12 protein-coding genes are annotated in these 12,041 nt (G+C 63.6%); 8 read left to right on the forward strand and 4 right to left on the reverse strand.

Annotated elements, in window-relative coordinates:
- The first annotated feature begins 5 nt into the window (after positions 1-5).
- The 4 genes from EPB08_RS00150 to EPB08_RS00165 all read left to right on the forward strand — a co-directional run bounded on the left by EPB08_RS00150 (position 6) and on the right by EPB08_RS00165 (position 2,491).
- Positions 6-1,088, forward strand: a complete 1,083-nt coding sequence (locus EPB08_RS00150; protein WP_130617046.1) for a hypothetical protein — start codon at positions 6-8, stop codon at positions 1,086-1,088.
- Positions 1,089-1,093: 5 nt separating this feature from the next.
- The gene (locus EPB08_RS00155) at positions 1,094-1,654 is read left to right on the forward strand and encodes a GTP-binding protein (RefSeq protein ID WP_130617047.1); all 561 of its coding nucleotides are present in this window, start codon (positions 1,094-1,096) and stop codon (positions 1,652-1,654) included.
- Between the two features lie 41 nt (positions 1,655-1,695).
- Complete coding sequence (locus EPB08_RS00160; protein ID WP_165418340.1) at positions 1,696-2,064, forward strand: roadblock/LC7 domain-containing protein; 369 nt, start codon at positions 1,696-1,698, stop codon at positions 2,062-2,064.
- A 67-nt stretch (positions 2,065-2,131) separates the two neighbouring features.
- Complete coding sequence (locus EPB08_RS00165; protein ID WP_130617049.1) at positions 2,132-2,491, forward strand: hypothetical protein; 360 nt, start codon at positions 2,132-2,134, stop codon at positions 2,489-2,491.
- Between the two features lie 268 nt (positions 2,492-2,759).
- On the opposite strand, the gene EPB08_RS00170 is transcribed toward EPB08_RS00165, so the two are convergent.
- The 4 genes from EPB08_RS00170 to EPB08_RS00185 all read right to left on the reverse strand — a co-directional run bounded on the left by EPB08_RS00170 (position 2,760) and on the right by EPB08_RS00185 (position 9,190).
- Complete coding sequence (locus EPB08_RS00170; RefSeq protein ID WP_130617050.1) at positions 2,760-2,975, reverse strand: hypothetical protein; 216 nt, start codon at positions 2,973-2,975, stop codon at positions 2,760-2,762.
- Between the two features lie 179 nt (positions 2,976-3,154).
- A complete protein-coding gene (locus EPB08_RS00175) occupies positions 3,155-3,976 on the reverse strand; it encodes an OmpA family protein (protein ID WP_130617051.1) in 822 nt (273 codons plus the stop codon).
- Positions 3,977-4,020: 44 nt separating this feature from the next.
- Positions 4,021-7,953 (reverse strand): YadA-like family protein, encoded by a 3,933-nt coding sequence (locus tag EPB08_RS00180; protein WP_165418341.1) that lies wholly within the window; start codon positions 7,951-7,953, stop codon positions 4,021-4,023.
- Between the two features lie 262 nt (positions 7,954-8,215).
- Positions 8,216-9,190: an AraC family transcriptional regulator gene (locus EPB08_RS00185; protein WP_130617053.1), complete on the reverse strand. Its 975-nt coding sequence runs from the start codon at positions 9,188-9,190 to the stop codon at positions 8,216-8,218.
- 540 nt (positions 9,191-9,730) lie between these two features.
- Between EPB08_RS00185 and EPB08_RS00190 the strand changes: the two genes are divergently transcribed.
- The 4 genes from EPB08_RS00190 (at position 9,731) to cpaB (ending at position 12,041) form a co-directional block, all read left to right on the forward strand.
- Entirely contained in the window at positions 9,731-9,946 is a 216-nt protein-coding gene (locus EPB08_RS00190) for a Flp family type IVb pilin (RefSeq protein ID WP_130617054.1), read from the forward strand.
- 76 nt (positions 9,947-10,022) lie between these two features.
- Positions 10,023-10,538, forward strand: a complete 516-nt coding sequence (locus tag EPB08_RS00195; RefSeq protein ID WP_130617055.1) for an A24 family peptidase — start codon at positions 10,023-10,025, stop codon at positions 10,536-10,538.
- Positions 10,535-11,035, forward strand: coding sequence for a TadE/TadG family type IV pilus assembly protein (locus EPB08_RS00200; protein WP_130617056.1), 501 nt, complete (start codon positions 10,535-10,537; stop codon positions 11,033-11,035). The genes EPB08_RS00195 and EPB08_RS00200 overlap by 4 nt, the downstream gene beginning before the upstream one ends.
- A 31-nt stretch (positions 11,036-11,066) precedes the next feature.
- On the forward strand, positions 11,067-12,041 hold the full coding sequence (cpaB, locus tag EPB08_RS00205; protein ID WP_130617057.1) for a Flp pilus assembly protein CpaB: 975 nt from the start codon (positions 11,067-11,069) through the stop codon (positions 12,039-12,041).

Raw genomic sequence — 12,041 nt, forward strand, 5'->3', positions numbered from 1 at the left:
TCGCTTTGCCTGCCGAACGGGAAAGCCCTTTCTGCGGTATCGGAGCAAACGTGGCTGCGGCTGGCATCAGCACGCTTCCGTCCCGGAGCCATTGCCGTTGCGCGCCGAGGCGGATGATGGGGACGCGTACCCGAACCCTGACTGCGCTTGGCCTTGCGGCGCGTGATGAGCTGCTCGTGCGGTCGCTGCTCAAGGTCGTCAACATGAGGACGACGGAAGCCTGGTTGTTCCACGAGGAGATCGATGCCGACGTGGCGCTGTGCAACCCCGATTCCGCGCTGTCGATGATGACACTGAAGAAGGCTGGTTCAGCGGGTCAGTTGTGCATTCCGGTCGTGCACGACGTCGCGCAGGAGCAGTCGGCTCCCTTGGTCCTGCGCGCGCCCATTCGCAGCAGTGATTTCATCGAGGTGCTGAATCAGGCTTCGGCCCAGCTCCAGCAGGCTACCTCGCTGCGTCGCGCGCCATCGGCCGACGGCAATGACGAACCATTGGCGCACGCGCTTTTTCGCCTGAGGTTGCAGGCTGCGGCAACGCATGTGCGAATCGGTATCGGTGGCGCCACCCTCATCGTCGATCTCAAGACGAGGCGCTTGGGAAGCACGCATGCGTTGAACGACGACGAACTGCTGATGATCGGCCAGGAACGGATGTTCCAGTTGCAGGTCATCGACGAGGTGGATGGTGGTGCTGCGCTTCAGCAGACTCGACATATCCAGTCCATCGATCGACTGTGGTGGCTGTCCGGCATGCACTCGGCCGCCGCCGGTGCAGCGACGATTTCTGCAGATCGTCGATATCAGTTGCGCCGCTGGCCCGATGCCGGTCGCTTGCCGATGGAGTCATTTCATTTGCGCATGACTGCAGTGCTGACGCGGGGCGCCATGACGGCGCTGCAGCTCGCGGAGGCGGTCAAGCGGCCAACAAGTGACGCACTCGCCTACCTGGCTGGTTGCTCGATGCTCGGGCTTCTGGTCGAGGTGGTTGAACCACGGGAGGCAGCAACGCTAGCCGTGCCAGTCACGCGGGCATCGCGTTACAGCGATCTGTTCCAGTCGCTGCGTGCCGTGCTTGGCATACGAGGTTGAGGGACATGGACCAGCGTGAGTACAAACTGATCTTCACGGGCAGCATGGGCGCCGGGAAAACCACCGCCATTGCGGCGGTGAGCGAAGTCGCGCCCCTATGCACCGACGTGCAGAATACGGATCACTCTGAATTCGCCAAGGCGACGACAACCACCGGCCTGGACTATGGCGAGGTCACCCTGCCTGGGGGCCAGGTCCTGCGTCTGTTTGGTACACCCGGGCAAACGCGATTCCGGTTCATGTGGGACATCCTGGGCAAGGGCGCCCTGGGAGTCGTGGTGTTGGTGGACAACAGCCGACCCGACCCGGTGCGTGATGCCTGTGATTACGTCCAGGCTTTCAGCAATGTGATAGCTGGCACCCGGGCTGTCATCGGTGTCGGGCGCTGCGATGCGTATCCCACGCCAACCCTGGAAGAGTACGACGACGCCCTGAAGGCGATCGGCGTGAATGTTCCAGTGATCTCCGCCGACGTGAGGCAACGTGAGCACGTACTCACCTTGGTTGACATTCTTTTCTATCAGATCGAAGCCGCCGAAACGGTTTCGTCGGGAGCAGTTGCGTGATGACGGTGCACGAGCAATGTTTGAGTCGGAGCGAGGAGGCCGTGATCAACCATCACCTGGACGCCTTGATGCAGCAGGAACAGGAGATCTGTGGCGCAGTGGTTTCCACTGTCGATGGTTTCCACGTTGCAGCGCGACTCACCGGCTCCCTCTCGGCCGAAAAGCTGTCAGCCATGGCCAGCTCGCTGCTGGCGATCAACGAAGCGGTCTGCCGTGAAAGCTCGATGGGCGAATGCCGTGATCTGGTGGTGGAAGCATCGCAGGGAAGGATCCTGTTGATGGACGTCCCTCATCCCGCACAGAAGCTCATCCTTACCGTGCTGTGCCGCGCCAAGACGACGATGGGCAAGGCGCTGTGGTCCGCGCGCAGCTGCCGTGAGTCGCTTGGCCGGGTGTTTTCCAGGACATGACTTGCGGGAGCGGGTGCATCGACCCTTCCGCAAAAGAACGCGATGCTTACATAGTGGGAGAAGAGCAATGGCAACGTTGAACGAATCTGTGCAGGAACTTATGTCCTTTGACGGCGTGCTTGGCGCCGCGCTCGTGGACAGCAACAGCGGCATGACGCTGGCCCAGGCGGGCACCGTGTTCGATCTGGAGATCGCCGCGGCAGGCAACACCGAGGTCGTGCGCTCGAAGCTGAAGACCATGAAGGCGCTTGGACTCAAGGATGATATCGAAGACATCCTGATCACGCTGGGCAAGCAGTATCACATCATCCGTCCGGTCTCCTCGAAGGCCGGATTGTTCTTCTACGTCGTGCTGGACCGCGCCCGCTCCAACCTGGCGCTGGCCCGTCGCAAGACGCTGGATGTCGAGGCCGCGCTGGCCATGTGAGTTGGCCTGTTCCGGGTCGTGTTTCGCTTGGGCGGGGCGCGATCCGGAAGGCGGGCAAGGCGTCATCACGTCGCACCTGTCGTAGTCATTGCCAGGGCACCCGATCTATGGACGCGTTGCGCGAGTGATGGACAGTGGGCGCCGGGCTTAATGTGACGGTCCGGCGGTACCCCAAAAAAGACGGCCTCTCACGAGGCCGCTGTGCCTAAGGGGGGAATAGGCTCAAGGTTTGGGTATCTCGGTGTCGTCAGCAGCGCTGCGAGCGCCTTCAGTGCACGCCATAGCTGCCAAGCACGATCGGTTCCTCGCCACCCACGAATTCAACCAGCGCGGGTACGCCAGTGGCATCGTGGTATTCGCGGGCCAGGCGGCGGGCGAGGGTGATGGCCATGGCCGGAGACAGCTCCGTCTCCACCAGCTTCTGGTCGAGCGAGACACACCAGCGTTGGCCCTTGTGCTCGCAGATCGAGTAGATGGATTTCATCGCTTGTTCTCCTGCTTGATTGCTTTCTTGATCCGCAGATCAACGATTTGTTTGCCGCTTGCGGGTCGGAAGCCGGCCCTGTTCGGCACCGTGATGGGCGACGCTAGGGGGGCGCCGAGAGACCACAGGGTTTCTCCATGTGCCACCACGGTGCCGAACAGGGCCGGCTTCACGCACGCTCAGGTCGGCGTTCTCATGGTTCCTTTCAGCTCCACCCGACGATTTGGCGCCAGGCAGGCAATCAACTTCTCGCGCTGCTTGTCAGTGCACTGAACGAGTGGATCGTCCTCACCGCGGCCATCGACGAGCATGGCCGACGCCAGCACGCCCTGCCCCGCGAGATAGTTGCGTACGGCCTCGGCGCGCCGACGCGAAAGATCCAGGTTGTAGGGCTGGCTGCCGATGCGATCGGTGTAGCCGGTGATCATGATGTTCTGGATCTGGCTGGCTTCTTTTACCTGGGCAAGCAGGGCGTCGAGATTGGTCTTCCCTTGCGACGTGAGTGTCGAGCTGTCAAAGGCAAACAGCGCGTCGGAGGCAAGCCGCACCGCGGTCAAGGTCATTGGCGCGGGTGTGGATGACGGCGTTACCACTGGCTCGCGCACGGCGAGCAGATCCTTGCAGGACTCGGGCTTCCAGTAGTAAGCCTCGCTCAGATCGTTCTTGCCGAACTTCACCTGGAGCTGGCATTGGAATGCCTGCCCATCGGTCTGCCGGAAATCGAGGATGTAGTTCCATGCCCGGACGTGGAACACTCCCTCGTCGAAGTGCGGCGTACCGACCAGTTCATAGAGCTGATCCTTGCTCATGCCAGGAGCGAGCTTGCGAAGGTTCTCCACGTTGACGAACGTGCCCTCGGGCTTGATGGCGTGTGACGGATCCGGAAACACCGGGCCGCCGACGGAGTTATGACTTGGCGCCGTACTGCAGCCCGTCGTTGCCGCGATGGCGGCAGCGACAAAGGCAGGCCACAGGCGTTTGCGCACATGGATGGTTCGCATGACGATTCCCCTTGATCGTGATCGGATGTGCGGCCTGAATGGCCTTACCACTGCATGCCCGCGCCAACCGACACGCCCGCGTCGCCGCGCGTGTCGGCGCTGCCGGAGAGCTTGTAGATCCAGCGCCCGCCCTGCGAGATGGTCGAGACGCCAATGGCGATGCTCGATTCACCGCGGAAGGAGCCCACCGCCACCGCAGCCATGCTGCGCCCCGCCTCGTAGGGCTGAGGCAGGCCGGCCATGGCCATGCCTGCGGCGACACCGGCGTCCGAGCGATGTCCAACGTCCTGGATCTGCCCACTAAGCTGGTTGACCCGCTGGTCGGTGTAGGCACTCGCCCAGTTTTCTGCCTGCTGCACGCCGGAGTTGAGCTGCCCCATGTTCACCGCATCGCTGGTTGCCACGCCGTTCGCCACGTTGTGGATCGTCGTGCCCGTGTTGCCGTTGCCCAGGGTGATGCTGCTGTAGTTGACGTTGCCATCGGTGGTGGTGTCGTAGCGCACGGTGCCTTGCTGCGACGAAGTGATGTTCGCCTGCATCTGGCCAACGTTTACCGCATCGGTCGATGCGGTCCCGGCGGCCACGTTGGTGATCTGCCGCTCGTTGCCTGCGCTGCCGACCGACACCGTGTTCGCCCGGTCGGCCACGGAGCCCGCACCCAGCGCCACGGAGTTGTCTGCCGTTGCATTGGCGCCGTTGCCCAGGGCTACCGCGCTGGTGCCACTGGCGGCGGCGGCGGGACCGGCGGCAACACTGTTGCTGCCCGTGGCCGACGAGTCGGCCAGCGTCGAGTTGACGTTGAAGTATTTCGTCGCCCCGCCGTTGTTGACGACGGTCGTGCCGGCGCTGAGGTTCTGGATGTCGTTGTACAGGCTGTAGTTGCTGTACTGATTGGTGGTGTCCTGCGTCCAGTGCCACATCTGCGCACCGTTGATGGCCTGCGTGCTCGATGCGCTGATATCACCCTGGTGCAGGTTGGCGATCAAGGTGCCGCCGGTGACGCCGCCATCCGTGCTGGTGGTGCCGCCCAGCGATGCCGTCGCGTGGCTGTTGTCGTCGTACTCCACGGCATTGGTGATGCCGTTGTTGCCCGGATTGATGTTCTGAATGTCGCTGTACAGGCTGTAGTTGCTGTATTGATTGGTGGTGTCCTGCGTCCAGTGCCACATCTGCGCGCCGTTGATGGCCTGCGAGCTGACCGCGCTGATGTCACCCTGGTGCAGGTTGGCGATCAGGGTGCCGCCGGTGACGCCGCCATCCGTGCTGGTGGCGCCGCTCAGCGTGACCGTGGCACGGCTGCTGTCGTCGTACTGCACGGCATTGCCCGCGGTAATCGCCACGCCCTGCAACTGCGCCACGTTCACCGCGTCGGTTGGTGCGCTGCCGGCGGCGACGTTGGTGATCTGGCGCTCCTGGCCCGGCGCGCCGACGGACACTTCGCCGGCAGAGTTCTGCGGAGCAACCAGCCCGTAAGCGCTGTAGTTGCTCTGTGCGCCACGATTGGCGCTGGAGGCGAAGCCGAGAGCCACGCTGTTGTCCACGCTGGCGGTTGCCTGCGCGCCGATGATGGTTTGCGCGTTGGCCGTGCCCGATGCGCTGTCGCCAATCACGACGGAGTGACCAAGACGATCCTGATAGTTGGCGTCGGGCACGCCCGTCGGATTGTTCGGATCATTCGTGCCGTTGCCCGGGAAGGCCTGGGCGGCGGTTTCGGCCGGCAGCGTGTGGCTTGCGTTGCTGCCGATCACCACTTCCTTCGAGCCGTTGGCGGAGGCGCCATCGCCCATCACCACCTGGTAGTCCTGCGCCGCGTTCACTGCCCAGCAGGACGCCTTCGCGACGCCAAGAACATTGGCGCAGGTGGAGGCCCACCCCGGGGCCCCATTGGGCAGCACCAGGCCTGCAAGGCCACCCGCAGCACCGTTGTTGACGTTGGTGATGTAACTGTCGGACGTCACGGCGCCCACCAACGTGAGGTGCGAATTGCTGCCGGTTCCGCCGAGCACAGTGCCATCCGCGGTGGTGAGCACGCTGCCGACCGGCGTCGCATTCACCGTGGGCACGCCGAGCACGGAGACTACGCCATAACCCTGGGTGAAGTTCGCCGCGTTGACCCGTAGACCGCCGTTGGTGACATAGCCGTTCGTGTTGTTGAACAGGGCGTTGGTCGTACCGCCCAGCAGCTGCGAAGTCGTGCCCACCACGCCACCATTGCCCACGACGAGGCCGGTCGGTGTGGCAGACGGCGTCGGTACCACGGGGGCACCCTGCGACGTAGCCGCCGGTGTTACGCCGACCACCGAGCCGGCGCCAGGGACGGTACCGTTGACGAGGCCCGACAGACCCGGGACGACATTGAGCAGGTTCTGCCCTGACGATTGCCCGTTGCCGGTGCTGCCCACCTGCGTGGCGGGAAGGCTGTTCACTACGTCCGCGACCGTATTGACGGTTTCGTCCACCAGCGCCGGAGTGCTGCCAGCCTGACCGAGTGCAGCGCTGAGTCCGTTGCCATTGGGCTGTTCGAGTATGGCGCCTACTGTTGAGCCGGTATCGCCGACGATATTGCCCACATGACCCAGCAGCGTGTTGACCGGTGCCACGGGAACCGCGTCCGCAAGCTTGCCATGGTTGCTGTCTGATGTGACGCTGGCCAATGCGCCGGTGGCCTGGTTCACGGCGCCTGATACTGCCTGCGTCACCGTCGAGACCGGGGCGGCGAGCGGCGTGCCGGAAACGGCGTTGGTGACAGCACTTTCTGCCTTATTGCTCGCGGTGTTGACGACGGCAGGCAGCGACGCCACCACGTCGCCCACCATGTGGGTGGCAGGTGGCTGCATCGCATGGCCCAGCGCCGCAGTCACGCCGGTAACGGCGTGGCCCAGAGCGGCGGTGAGTGCGCCATCGCTAAGCTTGTTGCCCAGGCTCTCGCCGTGGGTAGCGCCATGCAGCGCCCCTTGCACGGCCTGGACCGCACCCGTTACGGGTGCCAGTGCATCGGACGGCGAGCCAGCGGACAGCTTGCCCGCAGCGATCGAGCTGGCTGCGCTGCCCAGTACACCAGTGACCTTGTCGACCGTAGCGACAACAGGAGCGATCACACCTTGCTGCGCGCCGGAAAACGGCGTGCCGGTGGTTGCAGCATCCAGCACCTTGCCTGTCGCGTCGGCCAGTCCACCGATCACGACAGGAAGGGTGGATGCACCGCTGCCGGCAGTCACCGGCTTGGCGATCTGGTCAAGCGTACCGGTCGTGCTTGCGGCGATGACGCCAACCTTGCTGCCCACACTGTGCACGAGACCGTCGGATCCCAGCAGTGACACCGGCAAGTCTTTGCCCTCAGGCAGGGAGATCGGCGTGCTCGTCTGGACGCCCCGCGTGACCGAGCGCAGCCGATCGGCCACTTCACCGATTGCGGCGACTGGCTTGCCTTCCGCTCCCTGGCCGAGCAACCCATCCACCGCAGTCGTGGGCGAGAGGCGCTTGATGCGCGAACTCACGTCACTGGGCAGCGCGACACCGGAAGCGATCTGCTTCGCGTCGGGCAAGGCATGGGTGGTGATCTTGGATAGTGCACCGGGGACGGCGCTGGCGAGGTGACGCACCGGCGCCACGGCGTTGCCGGCGAGGCTTGTCGGCGTGCCGCCCTGAAGAGTGCCTGCAACCGTGCCCACCGTCTTATTCGCGGCCTGCACGGCGGTGTCGCCGATCGACGTCAGCGGGGCTGCCGCGGTCGTCGCCGGCGTGTACTTGCTCACCAGCGTGCTGAGGTCGTCCAGTTTCGCGTCATCAAGCGCGGATGCGTGCGACAGCGGGTGATAGGCCAGCGCGCACAGCGCCAGGCTACCGACCAGGCATGCGCGTGCGGAAGGGGCGATACGGATCGTGCGGGATGCGCGGCCACGCTGTGTGGCCAGCTCCGATGCAGGCACCCATGCGTGCCGGGACTGCGACCAGACGAGACGAAAAATACGGTTCATTGGCTCCCCCCTAATGGGCCTGCGCGAGTGGATATGCGTTCGCGCGAACAGATGTCGGTGGGTGCTGCGGGCGCACGTCATGTGCGTCGTACAACACCTGGGAGCTATTACAGCGGGCGCATCAGCGCGCCGATGACGCAATCCGGCAACCGTGTATGTCTATCCGGCAAGGACCGGAACAAATACGGCACGACCCTGCGCAAATTCGGCAGATCGCGGAAAACGAGGGGGAAAACGGCGAGGGCGTGCCTGGAAAAAAAGTTCAGGCCATCTCGAGCGGCGGCGCGCGCATGAGGGTGTCGCTAGGCCGTTCACCGAATATGCGCTTGTAGTGGTCGGCAAACCGTGACAAATCCCACAGCCCGCAACTGAGGGCAACCGATTTCACCGATCGATGGCTGGCATCGGAGAGCGTGAGGTTCCTGCAGGCCATGCACAGTCGAAGCATGGACAGGTAGCGGTTGGGCGACAGCCCAAGCAAGTCCTCGAAGGCGTAGCGAAGCGCCCGCTCGCTGACGCCCGCGGCGTTGCAAAGCTCCTGCATGTAGATGTCGCGGCGCAGGTGCTGGCGCATGAAGTCTTCGGCGCGCTGCACGATCAGGTAATGGGTGCGACGGCGCCGGGAACACAGGGGGCGATGCTCAGGTCGCGTTGACAATGCAGCCAGCAGATGGGCTTCGATCAGACCATCCACGTCGACATCATCGGCGTTGAGTACTGTACCGTCGCAGGCCAGTAACTGGTCCCGCAACGCTTCGAGGCGTCCGCGGACGGCTGCGCCACGCTCGTCGTCTGAAAGGGTAAGCAGCGCAAGTGAGCGCGATGGAAAGTCACCCTGGTGCGGCTTCAGAGCGGTGAATTTTTCCAGCAAGCGTTGGAACGGAAACAGCAGGGCGGTGATGCTGCTTCCTGGAGCAAGCGCGAATTCGCTGATCCCTTCGGGAGTGACAGTGAATGCCATACCCGACGCCAACGGGGTGCCATGGCACCAGCTTGACCCATCCGTGCGGTGCACGTAGCCGAGCATGCACCACGCCGGCGGTAGTGAGAATCGGCCACGGAATGAGAAGTCCACCTCACCGCTGAGGAAGACCATCTCGTCCGTCGCCACGCAATCTGCAAGTGCTTTCGGCCCCTGTTTTCCGAGCAGGATCATCTCCAGCTCGCAAACCTTGAGAATTCCACGAAGCGTTACGAGATCAGGCGAGTGCAACCCGTCGGCGTTACCGACTCCCATCGCGTGCCCCCTGAGGCATCAAGGCCGGCTCGTCGATATGCGCGAACCACGCCTTATGCATGCGACGTGCATTAGATAAGCGTCTGCTCGGTTGTCATGCACAAATTCGGCAAGTCGGCGGTTGGGGAGGTCGCCTTGCATTCGCCGTTGCGCAGCTCACGAAAGTGCCGATTTTGTGCAACCCCGATCGACGCTGTGGGGAAGACTTGTGCACAAGCCGGAAATCCATCTCCCGCGGATGGATCGGTGAGCACAGGGGAGTGTCGATGCCACAGGCGTCGGCCATGGAGCACGAGGAAACTGGCGGCCGATGATTTGGTGCCGGAACAATCGCCAGAGCATGCACATCCATAGCTGGTTCTGCGTGTCGCGAAGCGCCTCCTTGGCGCTATCGCGGCGATAGCTGCGTGCGAGAACCAGAGAGCCTGGCAAGGCCGAGCAAGGGCGTCACGCGGCATCTCGCATAGGGCTTCACGCCAGAGAGGCGCGGGCACTCTTCGTCAATGACAACGGAGCGTTAGTGCTCCCAGGAGGAAAACGATGAACGCCAAGATCAAGCAATTCCTGGCAGAGGAAGACGGCATCACCGCGCTGGAATACGGCATTCTCGCGGCGATCGTGGTGTCGGCGATCGTCGCAACGTTTGGAAAGCAACTTGAGACCCTCTTCAGCAGCGTATTCACCTTGCTTTCGAACGCCGTAGGTGGCGCTACGGGCACGGGGAGCAGCGGAAGCACCCCGCCAGTTACGTCCTGAGCGCTGTGCGTCGCCTCGATCGGACTGCATCTTAAGAATTCGCTCAGACGTGCCGAATGAACTCTCCAGGCTAGCTATGGTGCTCAGCATCCTCGTGGTGCTGAGTGACCTGTATGCGCGTCGTGTTCCCAATGCCTGGTTGATGGCGGCGATGTTGCTTTCCGTGATTGTTCCGATCATTGAGGCGCCGCACGGCAAGATGCCGTCCTGCTGGCCTTCACTTTGGGGGCTGGGAGTCGGCTTGGTCGTGATGCTTCCATTCTATGCGGTTGGCTGGATGGGGGCTGGCGATGTGAAGCTGTTTGCCGTCCTCGGCCTCTTGCTCGGAGTGCGTTGCCTGCCGCCCATCTGGCTTGCCGCCAGTGCGCTTACCGCACTGCATACAGCAGTGATGGTCTTGTTGCGTGTTCCGCGCCTCGCCAATGCGTCGATGCCTATGTTCCTGCGCATGCGCATCTGTGATCTCCCATGGTGGCGCCGCATGTTGCGATCGCGGCGCGGTCGTGCAGGTCAGCCGTATGCGGCCTACCTCGGCATAGCGACGATCATCACCGTGTCGCATCCAGGTCTGGCGTCGTGGAGCTTTCCATGATCCCCCCGCTTCCAAAGGGAGCCCGTGAACGACAGCGCGGCATGGTCTCGCTGGAGTTTGCTCTCGTATTCATGCTTGGCGTGCTGCCTCTGTTGATGCTTACGGTATCAGGCGTGCTCATCTTCGCAGCCAAGCAATCGCTGACGCTTGCTGCTTCGGAAGGTGCGCGCGCTGCGTTGCATTACGGTACGACGGCTCAGCGGAAGACCTACGCGTGCCAGTCTGCGCAGGCGGCCATGCAGTGGCTACTTACGTTTTCCAGCGAAACAACCAGCTGCGCTACGCCTTCGGCACCCGGCACTACCTATATGCCTGTCGCCGTCTCAAGCCCGAGTACCTGCCCGAGCAACAGCGCGATGCAGTGCATCACCGTCGTTGCTTCTTTTGACTACAACAAGCACCCCTTTCTTCCCGGGACTAGCGCCGTCTACGGCTGGTTGCTCGCCGCCAACCTGAGCAGCAGCGCCACCGTGCAGATCGATCTCACGGGCAACTGAACCCCCCAATGCGACACGGAGACATGCCCGGATGCACAAAGCTTCACGCATAGCCGCCATCGTGCTGGTGGCCATCGCCACCTTGCTGGCGATGGCTGCCTTCAGCATGGGGCAACGAAGCCCCGCTGCAACCGTGGCAGCATCGCAGCCGGCAGTGGCCGCGCCACCCAGTGTGACGGCCCATGTCATGGTCGCCGGGCAGCGATTGCCGGCAGGTTTGCCGATTGCCGCCGCTTCCTTGCGTGACACGGGTGTTACTTCCGCGCCGGATGACAGCTATGCGCAGGCCGCTCCGCTGGTGGGGCAGGTGCCACGCGTGGAGATTGCCGAGGGCACGGTGATCACCTCGTCGCTGCTTTCCAATCCCCTCGCCATGCAGATCCAAGTCGGTGAGCGGGCGCTGGCGGTGCCGGTGGACGAGATCAGCGGTGTCGGTGCGCGCGTGCAGCCTGGCGACTACGTGGATGTGGTGCTGACCCTCAGGAGCAGCGACACCCTCAACCTGGCGGGTGTTGGCAGGGACCCGGCACAAAGCCGCGTCATTGCTTCCCGCCTCCGGGTGATGGCTTTCGGCAATCGCGACCTGCCGCGAGTGGGGGCGGGCAGGCCGGTCTCGACAGGTACGCCGGCTGCGCCCGCCGAGGCTGCGCCGCGCATGGCCGTGCTGGCCACGCCGATGAGCGATGTCGATGCGATCGTGCTCGGTGTGCAGAGCGGAAAGCTCTCGCTTGCGCTACGCAACCCGGGCGACCTGGACCGACCCGAAAGCCAGTTGTTTCCCCGGCCGGGAACCGTGCTTGGGCCGCGCAACGACCTGAGCGCCGAGCAGCGCGCATGGCTGCAGACACCGGAAAACCGTGCCTTCGCCGGACTCGATGAGCGCGCGCTGGCTGGGCGTTCGCTAAAGGTGGCATCTGCGCCAAAGCCATCCGCACCGCGCAGCAGCGGTCTGGAGATCATCCGTGGCGCTACGCCTTCGCGCGAGCAGCCGGCGTTGACGCCATGA

The sequence above is a fragment of the Dyella amyloliquefaciens genome (assembly GCF_004296575.1).
GTDB classification, from domain to species: Bacteria; Pseudomonadota; Gammaproteobacteria; order Xanthomonadales; family Rhodanobacteraceae; genus Dyella; species Dyella amyloliquefaciens.

Bases quoted from the DNA above. Each gene is read 5' to 3' on its own strand.
- EPB08_RS00155 (WP_130617047.1), top strand. From the start codon at position 1,094: ATGGACCAGCGTGAGTACAAACTGATCTTCACGGGCAGCATGGGCGCC.
- EPB08_RS00165 (WP_130617049.1), top strand. From the start codon at position 2,132: ATGGCAACGTTGAACGAATCTGTGCAGGAACTTATGTCCTTTGACGGC.
- EPB08_RS00170 (WP_130617050.1), bottom strand. From the start codon at position 2,975: ATGAAATCCATCTACTCGATCTGCGAGCACAAGGGCCAACGCTGGTGT.
- EPB08_RS00175 (WP_130617051.1), bottom strand. From the start codon at position 3,976: ATGCGAACCATCCATGTGCGCAAACGCCTGTGGCCTGCCTTTGTCGCT.
- EPB08_RS00180 (WP_165418341.1), bottom strand. From the start codon at position 7,953: ATGAACCGTATTTTTCGTCTCGTCTGGTCGCAGTCCCGGCACGCATGG.
- EPB08_RS00185 (WP_130617053.1), bottom strand. From the start codon at position 9,190: ATGGGAGTCGGTAACGCCGACGGGTTGCACTCGCCTGATCTCGTAACG.
- EPB08_RS00190 (WP_130617054.1), top strand. From the start codon at position 9,731: ATGAACGCCAAGATCAAGCAATTCCTGGCAGAGGAAGACGGCATCACC.
- EPB08_RS00195 (WP_130617055.1), top strand. From the start codon at position 10,023: ATGGTGCTCAGCATCCTCGTGGTGCTGAGTGACCTGTATGCGCGTCGT.
- EPB08_RS00200 (WP_130617056.1), top strand. From the start codon at position 10,535: ATGATCCCCCCGCTTCCAAAGGGAGCCCGTGAACGACAGCGCGGCATG.
- cpaB (WP_130617057.1), top strand. From the start codon at position 11,067: ATGCACAAAGCTTCACGCATAGCCGCCATCGTGCTGGTGGCCATCGCC.